Consider the following 22,205-nt stretch of genomic DNA (forward strand, 5'->3'; position numbering starts at 1 on the left):
GGCCGGACCGGCGGATCCCCGATGGAGCACGCCGGCAACGGCGTGAAGTTCCTGGGCGTCAGCGTGCTCTCCGGAGTCCTGCTGGCAGGCCTCGCCCTGCCCGCCGTCGGCGCCATCGGGCTGACCGCCAAGGACACGGCGGAGAGCTTCGCCAACATCCCCGACGACTTCAAGACCCCGCCGCTCACCCAGGCGACGCAGATCTTCGACGCCAAGGGCGGCCTGATCGCCAAGGTCTACGAGCGCGACCGCACCGTCATCACCGCGGACCAGATGTCGCCGTTCATGCGGCACGCCCAGGTCGACATCGAGGACGCCCGCTTCTACGAGCACGGCGCCGTCGACCTCAAGGGCGTCCTCCGGGCGATCAGCAAGAACGCGGAGAGCGGCACCGCCTCCCAGGGCGCCTCCACGCTGACCCAGCAGTACGTGAAGAACGTCAACGTGGAGAAGGCCGGCGACGACCAGGCGGCCGTCCTGGAGGCCCAGCGCAAGACCCTGGGCCGCAAGATCCAGGAGCTCAAGGTCGCCATCAAGCTGGAGGAGGACCTGAGCAAGGATCAGATCCTCACCAACTACCTCAACATCACCTTCTACGGCCACCAGGCCTACGGGGTCGAGGCCGCCTCCCAGCGCTACTTCAGCAAGAGCAACAAGGACCTCACCGTCGCCGAGGCCGCCACCCTGGCCGGCGTGGTCCAGAACCCGTCGCAGTACGACCCGGTGCGCTACCCCGAGAACACGCTCAAGCGCCGCAACGTCGTGATCGACAAGATGCTGGAGAACAAGCACATCACCGCCGACCAGGCGAAGGAGGCGAAGGCCGCCCCGCTGGGTCTGAAGTACAAGGACCCGCAGAACGGCTGCATCACCGCCCAGGCCGGCATGGGCTTCTTCTGCGACTACGTGCGCCACGTGGTCAAGCAGGACCCGGCCTTCGGCAAGAGCGCCGACGAGCGCAAGAAGCTGTGGAACACCGGCGGCCTGAACATCTACACCACGCTGGACCCGGACAAGCAGGCCGCCGCCCAGAACGCCGTCACCAAGAAGGTCAACGTGACCGACCCGGTGTCGGCCGCCGCGACCATGATGGAGCCGGGCAGCGGCAAGATCCTGGCGATGGCCCAGACCCGCCCGTACGGCCTGGACCCGAACAAGAACCAGACCGTCGTCAACCTCAACGTGGACGCGGCCATGGGCGGCGGCAACGGCTTCCAGACCGGCTCGACCTTCAAGCCGATCCTGGCCGCGGCGGCGCTGGAGTCGGGCATGTCGAACACCCAGGCGTTCCCGTCCGAGAACAAGATCGAGTACCCCCAGATGTCCACCTGCTCGGGCACCTGGAAGAACACCGTCAAGCCCAAGGAGACGGTGAAGAACGAGCAGGACAGCGAGGTCGGGCCGTACCAGCTGAAGGAGGCGATGGCCCGCTCGGTCAACACCTACTTCGTGCAGATGGAGCAGCAGGTCGGCCTCTGCGCGATGAAGCAGATGGCGAACAAGCTGGGCATCACCCAGTCCGCCAAGGGCGACGCCTTCCAGGAGGTGCCCTCGATGGTCCTCGGCACCCTGGAGCTCTCCCCGCTGACCATGGCGAACGTCTACGCGACCTTCGCCGCGCGCGGCAAGTACTGCACCCCGATCGCGATCAACAAGATCACCACGGTCGACGGCAAGGACGTCCCCGTCCCGCAGTCCCAGTGCAGCCAGGCCTTCTCCGAGCAGACCGCCGACTCGCTCAACGCCGTCCTGCTCAACGTCACCGAGAAGGGCACCGCGGCCTCCCTCGGCCTCGACGACGGCCGCAAGATCGCGGGCAAGACCGGGACCACCGACGAGAAGAAGGCCGCCTGGTTCAGCGGCTACACCCCGTCGCTGGCCACCTCGGTCTGGCTCGGCGGCCCGGCCGGCGGCGTCAAGATGAAGAACATCACCATCGGCGGCAAGTACTTCCCCGAGGTCTTCGGCGCCGACGGCCCCGGCCCGATCTGGCAGCTGGCGATGAACCAGGCGCTCAAGGGCACGCCCGTGGAGCCGATCCAGACCGCCAACATCCCGGACCCGCAGCCGGTCACTCCCCCGCCGGGCACCACCCCGCCGGCCACCGACCCGAACGCCCAGCAGCCGCCGGCCGGCAACCCCCCGCCGCCGCAGCAGGGCGGCAACCCGGGCCAGCCCGGCGGGCTGCCCGGCAACCAGGCCGGCGGTCTGCCCGGCGGGCTGCCCGGCGGCTTCCCCGGCGGGTTCACCTTCCCGCCCGGCCCCGGGAACGGGAACGGCGGCCGCCACGGCGGCGGCAACGGGAACGGCTGACCCGCCCTCCCGGCGGGGTGACCCGCGCCGCGGAACATGACGAAGGGGCGCCCTCCAGTGCGGAGGGCGCCCCTTCGGCGTGCTGCCGGGGCACCAGGGGGCGGGGCCGGGGCCGCCCGGGGTTCGACCCTGGACGGCCCCGGGGCGGGCCCTGGTCTGAGCCGCGGCTCAGACCAGGGCGGCCTTCACGGCGGCGGCGACCCGGCTGCCCTCGGCCAGACCGTCGACCTTGGGCTTCACCAGCTTCATGACGGCGCCCATCGCCTGGGGGCCGGTCGCGCCGCTCTCGGCCACGGCGGCCGCCACGATCGCGGCCAGTTCCTCGTCGGAGAGCTGCTTGGGCAGGTAGCCCGCCAGCACCTCGCCCTCGGCCAGCTCCCGGGCCGCCTGCTCCGTCCGGCCGGCGTTCCCGAAGGCCTCGGCCGCCTCCCGGCGCTTCTTCGCCTCGCGGCCGATCACCTTCAGCACGTCGGCGTCGGACAGCTCGCGCTTCTGCTTGCCCGCCACCTCCTCGCTGGTGACGGCGGACAGCGTGAGCCGGATGGTGGACGAGCGCAGTTCGTCCCGTTCCCTGATGGCAGCCGTGAGGTCCTCGTGCAGCTGCTCCTTGAGCGTTGTCATTTCCTCTTCTTATCCTTCGGCTGTGGGTGGGCTCAACCGGTTTCCCGTGGGCATCCACCGGGGTTTCCGCAGTTGAACGAGTATCCCCGACAAGTACGGCCCGACCGTCGCCCGTCGGCGCGCCGCTGCCGCCCCGCTGACGGCTGTGGGCGCGGCGGGGCGGGCGGTAGCCGGCCGACCCGGGAAGCAGCCGGGGAAGCAGCCCGGGAAACGGTCAGGGAAACGGTCCGGCCCGGGAACGGGCGGCGGTCGAGTCCGTGAACAATCGATGCCCCCGGCCGGGAACGGACGACGGGATTCGGCCAAGGTGGCCGATAATGCCCGCACATTCTCGGCCGAAATGCCGAGAACTGCCTGTTCCGGAGCGAAGTTGCCGGTTCCGCAGGGGTACATCGAACACTGCGACCGCTTCGCCGAAAATAGTCCGCGTAGTACACTCGTTCGCGCGTCGCCCGAGCAGCCCGAAGGCGGCGGTCACCTCACCGTCGAATCATCCCCGAATCATCGCCGAAGGCCGCCACGATCAGCCGCGACAAACCGTCACCACGTCCCCGATTCATTATTCCACGGCACTGACACACTGCCGGCCAGGCGCCCTGCAACCCTGACACCTTGCGGCCCGGGCGCCCTGCGGTCCCGGTCCGCGCGGGTGCTCACGCCTGCGCTCCGCCGGACGGCCGACGGCGATCGTTTTTCGGAGTGATTGGCGCCGCACCACGGCGCACTGATTTCTGACTTTTATTCTGCTCACGACAGCAGGAAGCGCGGGGGAATGGACAACAATCAGCTTCGCTCGATGTTGGTAACCCAACGGAAGATGGTCGGATGGAGCCAGGAGCAATTAGCCGAACACTCCACCGTCAGCGTCCGCACCATTCGTAATCTGGAAACCGGCGCCATCAGGAATCCGCGGCGCAGTTCCGTGGAACTCCTGGTGGGCGCGCTGTTCTCCGCGGCGACCAACCGGGACGACCCCCTGCTCTCCCACGCCGTCCAGGCGGGCGCCCCGGCCGGGCTGCTGCCCGCCCGGCCGGAGCCCGGACCGCCGGTCCGCGTCGCCGAACTCCCGGACAACGCGCGGTGGCAGGGGCTGCGGCCCAAGACGGACGTCACCGTCGGCCGCCAGGCCGACCTGCTGCACGTCGTGACCGCCCTGCGGCCGGGCCGCCCGCTGGTGCTCACCGGACCGGCCGGGGTCGGCAAGACCCGGCTGGCGCTGGACTCCGCCGCCCACCTGCTGGACCGCTTCCGGGACGGCGTCGCGGTCCTGGAGCTCGGCTCGGTCACCCCCGAGGCCGTCGACCCCGCCGCCGCCTCGGCCCAGGCCCAGCGCGCGCTCGACACCCTCCTGCGGGGCGTCGGCCGCGACCCGCGGACCGACCCCGAGCCGCAGCTGCTGCTGGTCGTCGACAACGCCGAGCACCTCATCGACACGGTGGCCCGGCAGGTCAGGGCACTGCTGGCGCGGCACCCGGCGCTCCACATCATGATCACCTCGCTGCGGGCGCCCGCCGGGGTCCCGGCCGACCTGTGGGAGGTGGCGCCGCTGTCGGTCGACCACCCGGACGGCCCCTACGGCTGCCCGCCCGCCGCCGAACTGTTCTGCCGCCGGGTGCACTCGGTCGTCCCGACGCTCGACCTCGGCGACCAGATGCCGCAGGTGGTCGAGCTCTGCCGACGCCTCGGCGGCCTGGCGCTCGCGATCGAGAACGCCGCCGTCCGGATGCGCTCGGTGCCCCTGCACGTCCTGGTGGACGAGTGCCGGGTGCTCCCGATCCTCGGCCAGGAGGAGGTCGGCGGGCTCTCCCACCACCGCTCGCTGCACCGCAGCCTCGCCTGGGCGTACGGGCTCCTCGACGAACGGCAGCGCCGGGCGCTCAGACGGTTCTCCCGGTTCCCCGAGGAGTTCTCCATCGACGACGTCCGGCAGCAGCCGGTCGACGGCGGCCGGGAGCCCTCCCGCAACCTCGACGTGCTGGCCGAGCTGGTCGACTTCTCCGTCGTCCAGGTGAAGCGCGGCCACCAGTACGCGTACCGGGTGCCCCGGATGATGCGCGAGTACGTCAACGCCATCCCGGCCTGAGGGCCGGCCCCGTGCCGCCCGTGCCTGGAGCAGTGCTCCAGGCACGGGCGGCACGGGCTTTTGAGCAAGGGTCAGCTCGCCGCGGTCGGGCCGGACCGGACCGCCGCCCCCGCCTGATAGCCCGCCCTCCCGGCCCGTAACCCTTCATCCCGGTTACACCTATCCTGGGCCGCATGACCGACGCAGCCAGCCGCAGCGCCGCCGACAGGCCTCCCGCCACCCCGCCCGGGCTGCTCCTCACCACCCCCGGGGGCGGCCGCTTCCACTTCGACCCCGGCGCCCTCTGCCTGGAACTGCTCACCACCGGCGGCCCCGGCCCGTACGCCCGGTACGAGGTGCTGCACCGGCCCGCCGACCTCGCCGCCTGGCTCCCGCCGTCCCGGCTGCGACTGCCCGCCGACGCCGTACGGATCTCCCCCGCCCAGCTCGCCGCCGCCCGCACCCTGCGCGACGCCCTGTGGCGCCTGGCCGCCGCCCGCGCCCACGGCGGCCGGGGCACGCCCGCGGACCACGCCGTCCTCAACCGGGCCGCCGAGCACCCGCCGCTGGTCCCCCGGATCGCCCCCGACGGCACCGCGGCCGCCCCGCTGCCCGCCGACGGGGCCCAGCTGGTCTCCACCCTCGCCCGGGACGCCATCGCCCTGCTCACCGGCCCGTACGCGGACCGGGTCCGGGAATGCGGCGCCGACAACTGCCAACTGATCTTCGTCGACACCTCGCGGCCGGGCCGGCGCCGCTGGTGCTCCATGGAGCGCTGCGGCAACCGCCACAAGGTCCGCGCGCTACGCGCCCGCCGGGACTCCGAGGAGGCCCCGCCGACCACCGCCCCCACCCCCGACTCCGGGCGTACACAGGCTGATCGACCATCTGAGAGCATGGGCTGATGCGACCGCTGTACTCCGTTCCCCTCGGCATCGCCGCCACCGGCGCCGCCTGTCTCGCCTACTCCGTCGGGTACGAGGTCCGGGCCTTCCGCCTCCGCCGGATCGAGGTCCCCGTCCTCCCGCGCGGCGCCCGCCCGATCCGGGTCCTCCAGGTGTCCGACATCCACATGGTGAGCGGGCAGGGCAAGAAGCAGCGCTGGCTGAAGAGCCTGGCCGGCCTGCGCCCCGACCTGGTGGTCAACACCGGCGACAACCTCTCCGACCCGCTCGGCGTCCCGGCCACCCTCGACGCGCTCGGACCGCTCATGGAGTTCCCCGGCGTCTACGTCTTCGGCTCCAACGACTACTACGGCCCGGCCCGCAAGAACCCGGCCCGCTACCTCCAGGCCATGCGCAGCGGCGCCCACGGCATGAACAACCCCGACGGCACCGCCCGCCGCGGCATCACCGGCGCCGTCCACAACCCCTGGGAGAAGCTCCGCGACGGCTTCGACGCGGCCGGCTGGCTCGACCTCACCAACACCCGCGGCCGGCTCACCGTGAACGGGCTCGACCTGGAGTTCACCGGCCTCGACGACCCGCACATCCGGCGCGACCGCTACAGCGAGGTCGCCGGCGGCCCGTCCCCCGACGCCGACCTCTCCCTCGCCGTCGTCCACGCGCCCTACCTGCGCGTCCTCGACGCCTTCACCGCCGACCGCTACCCGCTGATCCTGGCCGGCCACACCCACGGCGGCCAGCTCTGCATCCCCTTCTACGGCGCCCTGGTCACCAACTGCGACATCGACACCCGCCGGGTCAAGGGCCTCTCCACCCACACCGCCGGCGGCCACCGCTCCCACCTCCACGTCTCGGCCGGCTGCGGCACCAACCGCTACACCCCCGTCCGCTTCGCCTGCCCCCCCGAGGCCACCCTCCTCACCCTCGTCCCGGCAGCCCGCTGACCCCCACCGGACGCCCGCTCGAAACCGGATTTCGTGTCTCGGCGAGCGTCCGGTAGAGTTCTACTCGTCGCGAAGGAGACGGAGCGACAAACCGCAAGACCGGGGTGTGGCGCAGCTTGGTAGCGCGCTTCGTTCGGGACGAAGAGGCCGTGGGTTCAAATCCCGCCACCCCGACCCAGTGCAGAGGGCCTGCCGGAGAAATCCGGCAGGCCCTCTGTCGTTGTGCGCGACCGGCCGGGTGACCACTCCTCAGCCGGGTCCGACGCCCGGGTGCCGTCCGCGGCCTCCACCGGCCGACCACAGGCAGGCCCCACCGCGCGCACGACGCCCCGCCCCGGCCGCCGGGCTAGCCGCGCTGCGGGCAAGGCCAACTCCCCGTACGGACAGCGCCGGTGCGTCCGGGGCTCCGCGGCCGCGCCGCCGTCGCCGGGCCCGAGCGGGTCAGAGGGTGGTGGGGAGTTCGGTGCGGGAGGTGATGTTGAGCTTGGGGTAGGCCTTGTAGAGGTGGTGGGCGACGGTGCGGGGGCTGAGGAAGAGCTGGGCGGCGATGTCGCGGTTGGTGAGGCCCTGGGCGGCGAGGCGGGCGATCTGGAGTTCCTGGGGGGTGAGGGGGGACTGGGGGGTGCCGGTGGGGGTGGACGGGGTGGGGGCCGGGGTGCCGGTGGCGGAGAGTTCGGTGCGGGCGCGGGCGGCCCAGGGGTGGGCGGCGAGGCGGTCGAAGGTCTCCAGGGCGGCGCGCAGGTGGGGGCGGGCGTCGGTGCGGCGGCGGGTGCGGCGGAGCCATTCGCCGTAGAGGAGGGCGGTGCGGGCCTGTTCGAAGGGGCGGTGGGCCGTTTCGTGCCGGGAGAGGGCGGCGCGGTAGGTGGTCTCGGCGAGTTCGTCGGGGCCGAGCAGGGCCTGGCAGCGCAGCCGGAGGGCGTCGGCCCAGGGGCGGTCGGCGGCGGCCGTCCAGCGGGCGAAGCGTTCGTAGGCTTCGGCGGCGCGGTCGGGGGTGCCGAGGCGGACGGCGGCCTCGACGAGGTCGGGGACGGCCCGGGTGGCGCTGACGTGGTGGCGGTGCGGGCCGGTGGTGAGGGTCTGCAGCCGGTCGGCGGCGTCGCCGGCGCGGCCCTGGCCGAGGTCGCGCAGGGCGAGTGCCCACTGGGCCCAGGCCTGGCCGGCGGCGGGGGCGGCGGTCTGCGGGCCGGTGGTGGCGAGGGCGGTGGCGGCGAGTTCGGCGCAGTGGTCGGTGCGGCCGTCGAGCGCGGCAAGGTGGGCGAGCAGCGCGGTGAGTTGGCTGACCCACTGGTGCTGGCCGGTGTCCCGGGCGAGGCCGAGGCCTTCGGTGGCGGTGAGTTCGGCGTCGCGGTGGCGGCCGTGGAAGAGTTCGGCCTCGGCGAGGAAGAACTGCAGGGTGGGCATCACGCCGACGGTGCCCTTGGCGCGGGCCTCCGCGACCAGTTCGGCGGCTAGTTCGGCGGTCTCCTCGTCGCGTCCGAGGACCAGGGTGGCGCCGCACAGCTGGACGAGGTCGACCAGGCTCTCGGCCCCGGCCCGACGGGCGGCCTCGGCGGCCTCCCGGACGGGCGGCAGCGGGCCGGCGGGCCGGCCGAGCGCGGGCAGGACCGCCGCGGGCAGGTGGCGGGCGAGCGGGGCGAGGGGGTCGTCGGCGGCGAGCGGCAGGACCGCCAGGCGGTCCAGGACGGCGGCCACCGGCTCCTCCCCCGCGTACCAGGCGGCGTGGAAGGCCTGGAGCAGCATCCGGGCGGCGTACGGCGGGTCGATGTCGGTGCCGGCGGCGTCGAGCAGCAGCCGGTGGGCGGTCGGGTAGGAGCCGCGCCAGAAGTGGGCGGTGGCCCGGACCTGGTCGAGCAGGGCGTGCGCCAGGACGTTGTCGGTACGGCCGGAGGCCTCGTCGGCGAGCGCCTCGGCCCGTACCAACTCGCCTTCCTCGGTGGCGGCTTCGGCGGCCAGGACGAGCCGGCGGGTGGCGCCGTCACGGTCCGGGGTGAGGCGGGCGGCGCGCTCGTACGCGGCGGCGCCGCCGTGGCCGCCGCGGCGGCCGGCGCGGACGGCGGTGCGCTCCAGCGCGTCGGCGAGGCCGGCGTCGGGGGCGGTGGCGGCGAGGGCGAGGTGCCAGGTGCGGCGGTCGCCGTCCGGCAGCGCGCCGGCGACGGCCCGGTGGACCGCCGTCTTCTGGTGGTGCGGCGCCCGTTGGAGGATCGCGGAGCGCAGCAGCGGGTGCCGGAAGGCGATCCGGCGGTCGGCCGTGACCGTCACCAGGCCGGACGCCTCGGCGGGCGCGAGGTGTTCGGCGGTGACGCCGAGGGCGGCCGCGGCGGGCAGGACGACGTCCAGTGCCCCGCCCTCCTCGGTGGCGGCGACCAGCAGCAGCGTCTGGGTGGCCGCGGGCAGGCCGGTGACCTGGCCGTGGAAGGCGATCAGCAGCCGGCTGGTGAGCGGCAGGCCGCCCGGTGCCGGTAGCTGCGGCCCGGCGGCGACCGGGAGTTCGGTGAGCGCGAGCGGGTTGCCGGCCGCCTCGGCGAGCAGCCGGTCGCGGACGGTGGACGGCAGGTCGGGGCCGACCCGCCGGGCCAGCAGCCGGGTGGCGTCGGCCTCGGACAGGCCGGTCACCTGCCGTTCGGGCAGGCCCAGCGGGCGTTCCGCCGGGCTGCCGCCGGCCCCGGACGGGCCGCCGGTGCGGGCGGCGAGCAGCAGGGCGACCCCCTCGGCCTGGAGCCTCCGGGCGGCCAGCAGCAGGGCGTCCAGGGAGGCCCGGTCCAGCCACTGAACGTCGTCGATGACGCACAACAGCGGCCGGTCGGCGGCGAGTTCGGCGAGCAGGCCGAGCGTGGCGAGCCCGACCAGCAGCCGGTCGGCGCCCGCCCCACCGCCGCCCGCACCGCCGCCGTCGCCTGCCCGGTCGCCCGCCCGGTCGTCGCCCGTCCGCTCGTCGTCGGCGAGCCCGAACGCCGCCTCCAGCGCCCGCCGTTGCGGGCCGGGCAGGACGTCCAGCCGGTCCAGGCCGGGCGCGAGCAGCAGGCTCAGCCCGGCGTACGGCAGCTCGGCCTCGTACTCGACGCCGGCCGCCCGGACGACCCGGAACGCCTCCCCCGCCCGCGCGACGGCGTCGTCCAGCAGCGCGGTCTTGCCGATGCCGGCCTCGCCCCGGAGCAGCAGCACTCCGCTGCGTCCGGCCCGCGCCCCGTCCAACAGCCCGTCCACGGCGGCCTGTTCGCCTTCCCTCCCGTACAGCATGCCCCGACCCTACCCAGCGGGGCCGCGCACCACTGCCGACCACGGCACCGGTACACCTCCGCGGAGGCTACGTACCCCCATACCCATACGTGACGGATTCGCCGTCGGCCGCCCGTCCCTACCGTGGTGAGCACCGGGAACGACCCGGCCAACCACCCACCGGAACACGGGAGATGACGATGACCGAGATCACCACCGCCGCCCTCCAGCAGCTCGCCGAGCGCTACCTCGCGGTGTGGAACGAGACCGACCCGGCGGCCCGCCGCAAGCTGGTCGACGAGGTGTGGGCCGAGGACGGCCGCTACACCGACCCGCTGGCCGCCGTCACCGGCCGGGACGCGATCGACGCGCTGATCGGCGCCGCCCAGGCCCAGTTCCCGGGGCTGGAGTTCACCCTCGACCCGGTCGACGCGCACCACGACGTCGCCCGCTTCACCTGGAACCTGGGCCCGGCCGGCGCGGAGCCGGTGGTGATCGGCTTCGACGTGCTGGCGGCCACCCCGGACGGCCGGATCGGCGCGGTGTACGGCTTCCTCGACCGCGTGCCGGGCGCCTGACCCCGCGGACCGCCGCCCCGGCCGAGGGGCGGGACGCACCCCACCGCGCCCGCCCCTCGGCACCGGCCGCCGACCCGCTTGGGTCGCCAACACCCTTGAGGAGAGCCCGAGATGAGCACCTCACTGAACACCCGGCAGCCCACCGAGGCCGAGACAGGGGCAACGGCGCCGACGGCCCCCAAGGGGCTGCTGCCGGTCATCCTGACCGCCACCTTCATGACCGCCCTCGACATCTTCGTCGTCAACGTCGCCCTCCCCTCCCTCCAGGGCGACCTCGGCGCCGGCCCGGCCGCCGTCCAGTGGGTGATGGCCGGCTTCAGCCTGGCCCTCGCGGCCGGCCTGGTCACCGCCGGCCGCCTCGGCGACCGGTACGGCCGCCGCCGGGTGTTCGGGCTCGGCCTGGCCCTTTTCACCCTCGCCTCCGCCGCCTGCGGCCTCGCCCCGACGGCGGCCGCGCTGGTCGGCGCCCGGGTGGCGCAGGGCCTGTCGGCGGCGCTGATGGGTCCGCAGGTGCTGGCGATCCTGCGGACCGCGTTCAGCGGAGCCGCCCAGGCTCGGGCCTTCGCCCGGTACGGGCTGACCATGGGCGTCGGCGCGGTGTTCGGCCAGCTGATCGGGGGGCTGCTGATCCGCGCGGACCTCTTCGGCCTCGGCTGGCGCAGCTGCTTCCTGATCAACCTGCCGATCGGACTGGCCGCCCTCCCGCTGGTCCGCCGCAGCCTGCCGGAGTCCCGCGCCCCGCAGCGGCCCGGCCTGGACCCGGTGGGCGTGCTGCTGGTCACCACCGCGCTGACCGGCCTGGTGCTGCCGCTGATCCAGGGCCCGCAGCTGCACTGGCCGCTGTGGACCGGGCTCTGCCTGGGCGGCTCGCTCGCCCTGCTGGCCGTCTTCGCCGTGCACCAGCACCGCGCCACCACCGCCACCACCGCCGCCACGGCCACCACCGCGACCACCCCGCTGGTCGACACCCGGCTCTTCCGCGACCGCGCCTTCAGCGCCGGCCTGCTCGCCCAACTCGCCTTCTGGCTCGGCCAGGGCTCCTTCTTCCTGGTGCTCGCCCTGCACCTCCAGTTCGGCCGCGGCCTGGACGCGCTGGGCGCCGGACTGGTCTTCACCGCGATCGGCCTGGGCTACCTGATCACCTCCAACACCACCCACCGCGTCACCGCCCGCCTCGGCGAGCGCCGCACCATCGCCCTCGGCGGGCTGCTGATGGCCCTCGGGCTCGGCCTGCTGGCCCTCACCGCGAACAGCCCGGGCGTCCGGTGGCTGGCGCCCGGGCTGTTCGTGGACGGCCTCGGCATGGGCCTGGTGATCGCCCCGGTGACCTCGGTGGTCCTGGCCGGCGTCGAGCCGCGGCTGGCCGGCTCCGCGGCCGGGGTGGTGTCCACCGTGCAGCAGGTCGGCGGAGCGCTCGGGATCGCGCTGATCGGCCTGGTCTACTACGGCGCCGGCGACCCGGCCGCCGCCTTCGGCCGCAGCGTCCTGGCCCTGGCGGTGCTGGAGCTGGTGCTCATGGGCCTGGTCCGGTTCCTGCCGCGCGGAGCACACGGGGCCCACGGAGCGGCCGAAGCGCACCGAGCGTACGAAGCGCCGCACGAAGCGCCGCACGAGGGCTGACCCCGGCATGGCCCCGGGCACCCGCCCCGGCCCCACGGAACCCGGGCCCCGGGCCGGGCGTTCGTGGACACCCCGGTCGCCGCGCACGGCAACACCTGCGCCGGCACCCCGCCGCCACCCCGGCGGCACGGGGCGGGTGGGCCGAAGCCCACCCGCCCGTTCCCTTCCCTCCCCCCGATCGGGTTGGATGGTCGGATGAGCGAGGAGAAGAGCGCCGTACCGGCGTGGGAGCAGCGGTTCAGGGCGGCCCGGGTGTCGCTGCCCGACTGGGCCGAGGACGCCCCCGACCGGTCGCTGTACGTGTCCAACGCGACCGGCACCTACGAGGTCTACGCCTGGGACCGCACCACCGGCGCCCACCGTCGGGTCACCGACCGTCCGAACGGCACCACCGACGCCGAGCTGTCCCCCGACGGCGACTGGGTCTGGTGGTTCGACGACCACGACGGCGACGAGTTCGGCGTCTGGCGCCGCCAGCCGTTCGCGGGCGGCCCCGACGAGGAGGCCGTGCCCGGCCTCGCCGCCTCCTACTCGGCCGGCCTGGCCCTGGGCCGCGACGGCACCGTGGTGGTCGGCCGCTCGACCGACGAGGACGGCACCACCCTGCACCTGCGCCGCCCCGGCGCCACCGTGCCGGTCGAGGTCTACCGGCACGAGGAGTACGGCGGCATCGGCGACCTCAGCCACGACAGCACCCTGCTCGCCATCGACCACACCGAGCACGGCGACGCGATGCACTCCGCGATCCGGGTCGTGCGCATCACCGCCGACGGCGGCGTCGAGACCGTCGCCGAGCTGGACGAGGTCACCGGCCGGGACGAGCCGCGCGGCGTCGCCTGCCTGGGCTTCGCCCCGGTCGAGGGCGACACCCGCCTGCTGGTCGCCCACCAGCGCACCGGCCGCTGGGAGCCGATGATCTGGGACGTCGCCACCGGCGCCGAGACCGCCCTCCCGCTGCGCGACGAGCAGGGCCGCGAGCTGCCCGGCGACGTCTCCGCGCAGTGGCGCCCCGGCGCCGAGGCGCTGCTGGTGGAGCACGAGTACGAGGCGCGCAGCGAGCTGTTCTCGTACGCGCTCGCCGACGGCCGGCTGACCCGCCTGGAGACCCCGCGCGGCACCGTCAGCGGCGCCACCGCCCGTCCGGACGGCACCGTCGAGTACCTGTGGTCCTCCGCCGCCGAGCCCTCCGCCGTCCGCTCCACCGCCGGGACGGTCGTGCTGCGGGCGCCCGGCGCGGTGCCGCCCGGTTCGGTGCCGGTCGAGGACGTCTGGGTGGACGGGCCGGGCGGGCGGGTGCACGCCCTGGTGCAGCGGCCGGCGACGCCCGCGCAGGGCCCGTACCCGACCGTGTTCGAGATCCACGGCGGCCCGACGCACCACGACAGCGACTCCTTCGCCGCCGGTCCGGCCGCCTGGCTGGACCACGGCTTCGCGGTGGTCCGGGTCAACTACCGCGGCTCGACCGGCTACGGCCAGGCCTGGACGGACGCGCTGCACGAGCGGGTCGGCCTGATCGAGCTGGAGGACATCGCGGCGGTCCGCGCCTGGGCCGTCGACAGCGGCCTCGCCGACCCGGCCCGGCTGGTCCTCACCGGCGGCAGCTGGGGCGGCTACCTGACCCTGCTCGGCCTCGGCGTCCAGCCCGACGACTGGGCCCTCGGCCTCGCCGCCGTCCCGGTCGCGGACTACCACACCGCGTACGCCGACGAGATGGAGGCGCTCAAGTCGCTGGACCGCACGCTCTTCGGCGGCACCCCGGAGGAGGTCCCGGAGCGCTTCACCGCCTCCTCGCCGCTGACCTACGTCGAGCGGGTGCGGGTGCCGGTCTACATCAGCGCCGGGGTCAACGACCCGCGCTGCCCGATCCGGCAGATCGACAACTACGTCGAGCGGCTGGAGCGGCTCGGCAAGCCGCACGAGGTGTACCGCTTCGACGCCGGGCACGGCTCGCTGGTGGTGGAGGAGCGGATCAAGCAGCTGCGACTGGAGATCGACTTCGTGCGGCGGCACCTGGGCACGGCCGGGCGTGACGGAGACGGAGGGGCTGCGTGAGACGCCTGCTGATGCTCGCGGGGGTAGCGGTCGCCGGGGCCCTGGTGCTCACCGGCTGCTCGGGCTCACAGCGGAACACCGCGTCCTGCCCGCCCCCGACCGGCCCGCCGGTACCGAGCTCCTCGGCCGTCGCGCCCGCGCCGGCCGTGCCCGCGTCACCGACCGCCGGCGCGACGCCGCCCGCCGGCGCCACACCGCCCGCCGCGCCGCCCGTCACTCCGCACGCCGGCACCGCGACCAAGGCGGGCGCGGCGGGTCCGGGGGCGGCCGTCGTACGGGCGGTGTACACGCCGCCCGCGGACGGGGGCGACCCGGTCCAGCTCGCCAAGGGGGGCGGCAAGAGCGGCTCGTCCAGTTCGAAGGGGTCGGGGTCCAAGGGCTCCAAGACCGGTCGCAGTGTGCACCACCACATCGACCACTACGACTCCGACGACCACAACGGCGGCGGCAACGGCAACGGCCACTGCCACAGCGACCCGACGCCGCTGCCCACCGGCTCGTCGACCCCGACCCAGCCGCTGCTCCCCCCGCAGACGCCGACGCCGACGACGCCCCCGCCGGCGGTCAAGCCGACACCGGCACCGGCCCTGCCGACCAAGCGCTGAGCCGGGGCGGCCGAGCGCCGAACCGGCGTCTGCGTCAAGGCGCCGCCGGTCAGTCCAGGACCGGGTCCAGCCCGAGGGCCCGGTCCTGCTCCGCCTCCGCCTCCCGGCGCACCAGGCGGTACCACATGAAGACCACGAACCCGCCGAAGACGAACCACTCCAGGGTGTAGCCCAGGTTCTGGAACGCGCGCAGGGTGAGCCCGTCGCCGCCCTGCGGCTGCACGGTCGGTACGGAGGCCAGCCCGGCGGGCGCGTCGTCGGCGGCCACCCAGCCGTCGTACCAGCCGTCGTACTCCAGCACGTTCAGCAGCGAGGCCCGGTTGATCATGCCGAGCTGCCCGGCGGGCAGACCGCCCGCCACCGCGCCGTTGCTGCCCACCGACTCGTTGGCCTGGAGGCGCCCGGTCACCGTCACCTCTCCGCCCGGCGGCGGCCCGGCGACGGCCGGGTCCCCGGCCGACCAGCCGCGCACCACGGCGACGGCGTGTCCGTCGGCGGTGCGCAGCGGGGTGAGCACGTAGTAGCCCTGCTTGCCGTCCACCACGCGGTTGGGGACGAGCAGTTGGTGCTCGCCGTCGTAGCTGCCGGTCACCGTGACGGTCCTGCCGACGGTTTCCGTGCTCACCTGCGGGGTCGCCTGGTTGAGCAGCGCGTCGATCGGCCGGGCGTCACCCGAAGCGGTGACCGCCTGCTTGGCCTCCTGGTGCGTGGACACCCGGTCCTCGAAGCGGCCGAGCTGCCAGGAACCCAGCCACAGGCACACCGCCACGGCCGCCACGGCCACGACGGTGCCGCCGAGCCAGCGCGGAGTCAGGAGGAACCGGTACACACCCCCACGGTATCCACTCCTCACACCCGCCCCGTCCCCCGGGCCCCGAACACGGCCGCCTCCGGCCGGTCGCCCCGGCCCCTCCTCTACATCGGCGGCCACGCTCAGGCCGTCGTCACCGAGCCGTCACCGAGCCGTCGGTGAGCCCGACGGCTGCGGCGCCGGGCCGCCCAGCCCCTGGACGCCGCCGCGGTAGACGGTGCCGCTGCACGCCACCGGCAGGGTCGCCGTGGCGGCCGCCGGGCTGCCGGGGGCGGGGGTGTGGGCGATGGTCACGGCGGGCGGCGCGGTGGTCGGGTTGCCGGTCGGCGTCGCGGTCGGGCTGGGGGCCGTGGTGGGGCCCGCCGACGGGGACGAGGAGGCCGGCGGGTTGGCGCTGACCTCACTGGTGGGGACGGAGGCCGGGGCGCCGGACTCGGCGGCGGGGACGTCCGAGCGCAGGGCCACCTGGTTGACGCTGTTCGACGGGGTGCTCAGGGTGCCCGAGCCGGTACAGGTCTGGTCGGGGACCCAGGCGAACGGCACCCGGTACCCGGCCCGCGGCGCGAGCACCGGCGGCTCCCCGTCCATCGCGGGCAGGCCGGCGGCCGGGTCGCCCGGGGCGTGGTCGGCGGTGCGGATGCGGCCGCGGTCGCCGCCGCTGACGGCGGTGACCGCCACCGAGCCCGGCCCGCCGAGCCGACAGCTGCGCCCGGACACGTTGTAGACGGTGAACGAGCCGTAGATCCGCCCGTCGCCGTCGGCCGTGCCGACCTGGGCGAGGCCCTCACCGAGGTCCGTCCGGGTGCAGAGCGGGACGATGCCGCCGTCACCGGCGCCGGAGGTCCCGCTGGGCGCGACGCCGCCGTCGGTGCTCGCCTGCCCGCCGCCGGGGCTGTGCGGGGCCGAGGCCGTACCGGGCGGCGGGGTGGTGTCGCCGGGGCCGCTCGGGTTCGCGTGCGAGGCCGCCCCGGTGCCGCCGGTCGTCCCGGCGGTGCCGCTGGGCGAGGTGGCGGCCGGGCTCTTGGCGTCGGCCGAGCCGGGGCCGCCGGAGAGCCCGAGGTGCTCCCCCTCGTGCAGGACGGGCAGGCCGATCGCGACGACGAAGGCGAGCGCGGCCGCCCCGGTCCAGGCACCGCGCCGGGCGGCCCGGCGGCGGGGCACCGCCCGCCGGATCCGCGGCAGCCCGCCGGCCGCGGGCTGGATGCCGGAGACGGCGCCGTGCAGCAGCTCGCGCACCGCCCGTTCCTCGGTGGACAGGGACAGCAGCTCCTCCGGGGCCTCGGCCCCGGGCCTGCTCGCTCTGGAAGCGCCGAGCCCGGTCGCCCCGAGCCCGGTCGCCCCGAGCCCGGTCGCCCCGGGCTCGTTCGCCCCGGGCGTCCCGGGTCCGTTCACCTCAGGCCCGCCCGCCTCCGGAGTGCCGTCCGCCGGCCGCCGTCGGTCGCCGTCCGCCTCAGCCATGTCCGGCCGCCATCTGGACGCGCAGGGCGGCGAGCCCGCGCGAGCCGTAGGCCTTCACCGAGCCGAGCGAGATGCCCAGGGTCTCGGCGACCTGCGCCTCCGTCATGTCCACGAAGTAACGCAGCACCAGAACCTCCCGCTGACGGCGTTGCAGACCACGCAGCGCGGCCTTCAACTGGTCGCGCTCCAGGGCATCGTAAGCACCTTCTTCTGCACTGGCCATGTCAGGCATGGGCTTCGGCAGCAGTCGCAGCCCGAGGATGCGGCGGCGCAGCGTGGAGCGGGACAGGTTGACGACCGTCTGCCGCAGGTACGCCAGGGTCTTCTCGGGCTCGCGCACCCGGCGCCGGGCGGCGTGCACCCGGATGAACGCCTCCTGGACGACGTCCTCGCAGGTCGAGAGGTCGTCGAGGAGCAGCGCGGCGAGCCGCAGCAGCGAGCGGTAGTGCGCCTGGTAGGTCGCGGTGAGCAGGTCCTCGCTGGTACCCGCGTCGGTACCGGCACCGGAGTCCGCCGCACCGGGTGCGGCCGCCGTCATCTGGTCTTCTTCCGGCCTACTCGCAGGCCTCGGGGCGCGCGAGGGGAAGGACACCGCGGCTCTTGCCGGGATGCCCGCCCTTGCCCCCACCATCACGTTCGCCACGCACGTTGGACACTCGATCCCCTGTCATGGTTGCCCAGCCCGGGGCCCATTCTTCCGCATCGGCTGAAGAGGCCTCCAGGGGATTCCCACGGGATTCCGGACAGATTGTGTCGAGGAGCGAACACAGGTATGGACACAGGTGTGGACACAAGCGGGCACATCGGAACCCGTGAGGGCCCGTCACTCTCTAATCCGTCGGCGTTCCCGCCGTCAGCTCCGCCGCCACCAGCTCGGCCAGCTGCACCAGGTTGAGCGCCGCGCCCTTGCGCAGGTTGTCCCCGCAGAGGAAGAGGTCCAGCGCCTCCGGCTCGTCCAGCGCCCGCCGGACCCGCCCGACCCAGACCGGGTCCGTCCCGACCACGTCGTTCGGCGTCGGGAACTCGCCCGCCGCCGGGTCGTCGTAGAGGACCACGCCGGGCGCGTCCCGCAGGATCTCCTGCGCGTGCTCCTGGGTGACCTCGCATTCGAACCGCGCGTGCACGGCCAGCGCGTGGGTGCGGACGACGGGGATGTGGACGCAGGTCGCCGAGACCTTCAGGGCGGGCAGGCCGAGGACCTTGCGGGACTCGTCGCGGATGCCCATCTCCTCGGCGGACCAGCCGCCGTCGCGCAGCCCGCCGGTCCAGGGCACGGCGTTGAGCGCGAGCGGGGCGGCGAACGGCCCCTGATCGGCGATCAGCGCGCGCAGATCGCCGGTCTGCCGGCCCACCGCGGTGCCCGCCACCAGCCCGGTCTGCGCGCGCAGCGCCGCCTCGCCGTCGCGGCCCTCGCCGCCGGCGGCCTGGTAGGAGGCGACCACGAGCTGCGCCAGCCCGTACTCGGCGTGCAGCGCGCCGACCGCGGCGATCATCGCGAGCGTGGTGCCGGCCGGACTGGCGACGATGCCGCGCGGGCGGATCCGCAGCGCGGCCGCGTTGACCTCCGGGACGACCAGCGGCACGTCCTCGGCGGTGCGGAAGGCGGCCGAGTCGTCGACCACCACGACGCCCTTGGCCGCCGCGATCGGCGCCCACTGGGCGGAGACCTGGTCGGGGACGGCGAAGACCGCGACGTCGATCCCCGCGAAGGCCTCCTCGGTCAGCGGGACGACCGCGACGGTCTCCCCGCGCACCAGCGCCGTACGGCCGGCCGAGCGCGGGGAGGCGACGAGTCGGACCTCGCCCCAGACGTCCTGGCGGAGGGAGAGCAGCCCGAGCAGCACCTCGCCGACCGCGCCGGTGGCGCCGACGACGGCGAGGTTGGGACGCCGGGTCATCGCCCGGCGTCCCGGCCCGGTGCCCGGGTCATCGCCCGGTGCTCCCGCTCCGTTCCCGGGTCATCGCCCGGTGCCGCCGTAGACGACGGCCTCGTCGCTCTCGCTGTCCAGGCCGAAGGCGCTGTGCACGGCACGGACGGCCTCCGGCACGTCGTCGGCGCGGGTGACCACCGAGATGCGGATCTCCGAGGTGGAGATCAGCTCGATGTTGACGCCCGCGGCGGACAGCGCCTCGAAGAAGGTCGCCGTGACGCCCGGGTTGGAGCGCATGCCGGCGCCGACCAGCGAGATCTTGCCGATCGCGTCGTCGTAGCGGAGCGACTCGTAGCCGATGCCCTGCTTGACCCGGCCCAGCGCGTCGATGGCCTTCTGGCCCTCGGTCTTGGGCAGGGTGAAGGAGATGTCGGTCAGGCCGGTCGACGCGGCGGAGACGTTCTGCACCACCATGTCGATGTTGACCTCGGCGTCGGCGATGGCGCGGAAGATGCGCGCCGCCTCGCCCGGCTTGTCGGGCACGCCGACGACGGTGACCTTGGCCTCGGAGGTGTCGTGGGCGACTCCGGAGATGATGGCCTGCTCCATCTCGCCCCCTTCGGGCTTGTTCGGGTTGTCGTTGCTGACGATCGTCCCGGGAAGACCCGAGAAGGACGAGCGTACGTGAATCGGGATGTTGTAGCGACGGGCGTACTCGACACACCGATCGAGCAGCACCTTGGAACCCGACGAGGCCAGCTCCAGCATGTCCTCGTAGGCGATCCAGTCGATCTTGCGGGCCTTCTTCACCACGCGCGGGTCGGCGGTGAACACGCCGTCCACGTCGGTGTAGATCTCGCAGACCTCGGCCTTCAGCGCGGCGGCGAGCGCCACGGCGGTGGTGTCCGAGCCGCCCCGGCCCAGCGTGGTGATGTCCTTGCTGGTCTGGGAGACGCCCTGGAAGCCGGCCACGATCGCGATGTTGCCCTGGTCCAGGGCGGTGCGGATGCGACCGGGCGTCACGTCGATGATGCGCGCCTTGTTGTGCACGGAGTCGGTGATGACACCGGCCTGGCTGCCCGTGAAGGACTGCGCCTCGTGCCCCAGGGATTTGATCGCCATGGCCAGCAGCGCCATGGAGATGCGCTCTCCAGCGGTCAGCAGCATGTCGAACTCACGGCCGGCAGGCAGCGGTGACACCTGCTCCGCGAGTTCGATGAGCTCGTCCGTCGTGTCGCCCATCGCGGACACCACGACGACGACCTCATGGCCGGCCTTCTTGGCGTCAACGATTCGGCGGGCCACGCGCTTGATGCCTTCGGCATCCGCAACGGATGAGCCGCCGTACTTCTGCACGACAAGGCCCACGTGCGCTCCTCGACTCGAAGTCTTTTCCGGGGGCTACGGGCCCCCGTACCCCCCGGGGGAGAGGGGGGTGCGGTCGTCGTCAGTCTACCGAGCAGGGGTGCTCCGACCGGCGCTTTCCATATCGTGAGACGGTAGTTTCAGCACGTGAGCGGCCGTACGGGCGGCTCCGCCGTCAGGTCTGCGGGCGATTCGGTACCGCTCCGAAGAATCGCCCGACCGGGGGACGGCGATCCGGCCGGATTTCTTTTCCGGCCGGGGCGCTGAGGCATTCGTCACAATCCGAGGGCGCATTCGATCAGCCCGCGATCCGTGCCGGGATCCGCCGGATTTCGGTCCGGGAAACTACCGCCCGAGGCCGAGCTCGGCCGCCATCAGGTCGCCCGCCTGCTGCTCCAGCTGCTCGTCGGTGAGCCCGTCGTCGTCGGTGTCCGCGCCGTCCGGCGCCGCGCCGATCGGGCTGTCCAGCCGGACGTGGGCGATCAGCGACTGCAGGGCCCGCAGCACCGCCGTGCAGGTCGTGCCCCAGTTGGAGAGGTACGAGAACTGCCACCACCACAGCGCCTCGCTGACCCGGCCCTCGCGGTAGTGGGTCAGGCCGTGCTGGAGCTCGCTGACCACGCCGGCCAGGTCGTCCGAGATCCGGAAGGCGTTGGGCTTCTCCGGCGGACCGTACGGGTCGAAGACCTCGTGGTAGACGTCGATCGGCGCGAGCAGCTCGGCGAGGCGCTCGCGCAGCTGCTCACCGTCCGGCTCGGGGCCGGTGTCCGGCTCGAACCGGTCCTCCGGGACGACGTCCTCGATCGCGCCCAGCCGGCCGCCGGCCAGCAGCAGCTGCGAGACCTCCAGGAGCAGCAGCGAGACCGCGCTGCCGGGCTCGTCGCCCTTGGCGACCTCGGTGACGGCGAGCACGAAGCTCTCCACCGAGTCGGCGATCTGCACGGCGAAGTCGTCCGGCTCCGAGCCGTGGCCGTGGACGTGCGGGGCGTGCGCCCCCGGTTCCCCGTGGGACTGCTGGTGGGGGGTGTGGGGCTGCTGGTTGATCGTCCGGTCAGACATCGAGCAGTCGTCTCCCTTCGAAGGCGCGGCCGAGGGTGACCTCGTCCGCGTACTCCAGATCCCCGCCGACGGGCAGGCCGCTCGCCAGACGGGTCACCTTCAGGCCCATCGGCTTGCAGAGCCGGGCCAGGTAGGTGGCGGTCGCCTCCCCCTCCAGGTTGGGGTCGGTGGCCAGGATCAGCTCGGTGACCGTGCCGTCCGCGAGGCGCGACAGCAGCTCGCGGATCCGCAGGTCGTCCGGGCCGACGCCCTCGATGGGGCTGATCGCGCCGCCCAGCACGTGGTAGCGGCCGCGGAACTCACGGGTGCGCTCGATGGCGACGACGTCCTTCGGCTCCTCGACCACGCAGATGACGGCGAGGTCGCGGCGCGGGTCCAGGCAGACCCGGCACCGCTCGGCCTCCGCGACGTTGCCGCAGACCGCGCAGAAGCGGACCTTGTCCTTGACCTCCAGCAGCGCGTGCGCCAGCCGGCGCACGTCCGTCGGGTCGGACTGCAGCACGTGGAAGGCGATCCGCTGCGCGCTCTTGGGCCCGACGCCGGGCAGCCTGCCCAGTTCGTCGATCAGGTCCTGAACCACGCCCTCGTACAACGTCGCGCCTTCCCTCGGATGGTCGGTGTGCCGGACGGCCGGTGGAGCCGGGTGGCTGGTGGAGCCTGGCGGCCCGTGGGGCCTGGTGGCCCGTGGAGCCGGAAAGCTGGTGGAGCCGGACGGCCGGGGCCGG

General features: G+C 74.2%; 17 protein-coding genes and 1 tRNA gene. 9 read left to right on the top strand and 9 right to left on the bottom strand.

Annotated features, from left to right (window positions below; genetic code table 11):
• The first annotated feature begins 21 nt into the window (after positions 1-21).
• Positions 22-2,313, top strand: coding sequence for a transglycosylase domain-containing protein (locus ACWDCZ_RS03285; protein ID WP_449815089.1), 2,292 nt, complete (start codon positions 22-24; stop codon positions 2,311-2,313).
• Positions 2,314-2,481: 168 nt separating this feature from the next.
• Here the strand turns inward: ACWDCZ_RS03285 and ACWDCZ_RS03290 are convergent, their stop codons facing one another.
• Positions 2,482-2,934: a GatB/YqeY domain-containing protein gene (locus tag ACWDCZ_RS03290; RefSeq protein WP_049658244.1), complete on the bottom strand. Its 453-nt coding sequence runs from the start codon at positions 2,932-2,934 to the stop codon at positions 2,482-2,484.
• A gap of 817 nt (positions 2,935-3,751) precedes the next feature.
• On the opposite strand from ACWDCZ_RS03290, the gene ACWDCZ_RS03295 reads away from it, so the two are divergent.
• From ACWDCZ_RS03295 to ACWDCZ_RS03310, 4 genes are all read left to right on the top strand, one after another.
• On the top strand, positions 3,752-5,017 hold the full coding sequence (locus ACWDCZ_RS03295; protein WP_449815119.1) for a helix-turn-helix domain-containing protein: 1,266 nt from the start codon (positions 3,752-3,754) through the stop codon (positions 5,015-5,017).
• A 173-nt stretch (positions 5,018-5,190) separates the two neighbouring features.
• Entirely contained in the window at positions 5,191-5,901 is a 711-nt protein-coding gene (locus ACWDCZ_RS03300) for a CGNR zinc finger domain-containing protein (RefSeq protein WP_449815090.1), read from the top strand.
• Entirely contained in the window at positions 5,901-6,845 is a 945-nt protein-coding gene (locus ACWDCZ_RS03305; protein ID WP_049658238.1) for a metallophosphoesterase, read from the top strand. The genes ACWDCZ_RS03300 and ACWDCZ_RS03305 overlap by 1 nt, the downstream gene beginning before the upstream one ends.
• 100 nt (positions 6,846-6,945) lie before the next feature.
• Positions 6,946-7,019: transfer RNA gene (locus tag ACWDCZ_RS03310), tRNA-Pro, on the top strand.
• A gap of 267 nt (positions 7,020-7,286) precedes the next feature.
• On the opposite strand, the gene ACWDCZ_RS03315 is transcribed toward ACWDCZ_RS03310, so the two are convergent.
• Positions 7,287-10,082 carry an AAA family ATPase gene (locus ACWDCZ_RS03315; protein ID WP_449815091.1) on the bottom strand — a complete coding sequence of 932 codons (2,796 nt, stop codon included), beginning with the start codon at positions 10,080-10,082 and terminating at the stop codon, positions 7,287-7,289.
• A gap of 179 nt (positions 10,083-10,261) precedes the next feature.
• On the opposite strand from ACWDCZ_RS03315, the gene ACWDCZ_RS03320 reads away from it, so the two are divergent.
• The 4 genes from ACWDCZ_RS03320 (at position 10,262) to ACWDCZ_RS03335 (ending at position 14,916) form a co-directional block, all read left to right on the top strand.
• The gene (locus tag ACWDCZ_RS03320; protein ID WP_449815092.1) at positions 10,262-10,639 is read left to right on the top strand and encodes a nuclear transport factor 2 family protein; all 378 of its coding nucleotides are present in this window, start codon (positions 10,262-10,264) and stop codon (positions 10,637-10,639) included.
• Between the two features lie 111 nt (positions 10,640-10,750).
• The gene (locus ACWDCZ_RS03325; RefSeq protein WP_449815093.1) at positions 10,751-12,259 is read left to right on the top strand and encodes an MFS transporter; all 1,509 of its coding nucleotides are present in this window, start codon (positions 10,751-10,753) and stop codon (positions 12,257-12,259) included.
• Between the two features lie 195 nt (positions 12,260-12,454).
• Positions 12,455-14,311 (top strand): S9 family peptidase, encoded by a 1,857-nt coding sequence (locus ACWDCZ_RS03330; protein ID WP_449811199.1) that lies wholly within the window; start codon positions 12,455-12,457, stop codon positions 14,309-14,311.
• Complete coding sequence (locus ACWDCZ_RS03335) at positions 14,308-14,916, top strand: hypothetical protein (protein WP_449815094.1); 609 nt, start codon at positions 14,308-14,310, stop codon at positions 14,914-14,916. Before ACWDCZ_RS03330 ends, ACWDCZ_RS03335 begins: the two co-directional genes overlap by 4 nt.
• A 49-nt stretch (positions 14,917-14,965) precedes the next feature.
• On the opposite strand, the gene ACWDCZ_RS03340 is transcribed toward ACWDCZ_RS03335, so the two are convergent.
• The 7 genes from ACWDCZ_RS03340 to recR all read right to left on the bottom strand — a co-directional run bounded on the left by ACWDCZ_RS03340 (position 14,966) and on the right by recR (position 22,072).
• The gene (locus ACWDCZ_RS03340; RefSeq protein WP_049661142.1) at positions 14,966-15,745 is read right to left on the bottom strand and encodes an SURF1 family protein; all 780 of its coding nucleotides are present in this window, start codon (positions 15,743-15,745) and stop codon (positions 14,966-14,968) included.
• A gap of 126 nt (positions 15,746-15,871) precedes the next feature.
• Complete coding sequence (locus ACWDCZ_RS03345; RefSeq protein WP_449815095.1) at positions 15,872-17,185, bottom strand: hypothetical protein; 1,314 nt, start codon at positions 17,183-17,185, stop codon at positions 15,872-15,874.
• The gene (locus tag ACWDCZ_RS03350) at positions 17,178-17,723 is read right to left on the bottom strand and encodes a SigE family RNA polymerase sigma factor (RefSeq protein WP_049658157.1); all 546 of its coding nucleotides are present in this window, start codon (positions 17,721-17,723) and stop codon (positions 17,178-17,180) included. Before ACWDCZ_RS03350 ends, ACWDCZ_RS03345 begins: the two co-directional genes overlap by 8 nt.
• A gap of 292 nt (positions 17,724-18,015) precedes the next feature.
• Positions 18,016-19,083 (bottom strand): aspartate-semialdehyde dehydrogenase, encoded by a 1,068-nt coding sequence (locus ACWDCZ_RS03355; protein WP_449815096.1) that lies wholly within the window; start codon positions 19,081-19,083, stop codon positions 18,016-18,018.
• 60 nt (positions 19,084-19,143) lie between these two features.
• Entirely contained in the window at positions 19,144-20,424 is a 1,281-nt protein-coding gene (locus ACWDCZ_RS03360; protein ID WP_074001801.1) for an aspartate kinase, read from the bottom strand.
• 342 nt (positions 20,425-20,766) lie between these two features.
• On the bottom strand, positions 20,767-21,480 hold the full coding sequence (locus ACWDCZ_RS03365; protein WP_241852803.1) for a DUF5063 domain-containing protein: 714 nt from the start codon (positions 21,478-21,480) through the stop codon (positions 20,767-20,769).
• The gene (gene recR / locus ACWDCZ_RS03370) at positions 21,473-22,072 is read right to left on the bottom strand and encodes a recombination mediator RecR (protein WP_049658152.1); all 600 of its coding nucleotides are present in this window, start codon (positions 22,070-22,072) and stop codon (positions 21,473-21,475) included. The genes ACWDCZ_RS03365 and recR overlap by 8 nt, the downstream gene beginning before the upstream one ends.
• Positions 22,073-22,205 lie beyond the last annotated feature (133 nt).

Source organism: Kitasatospora sp. NPDC001225 (genome assembly GCF_053597855.1).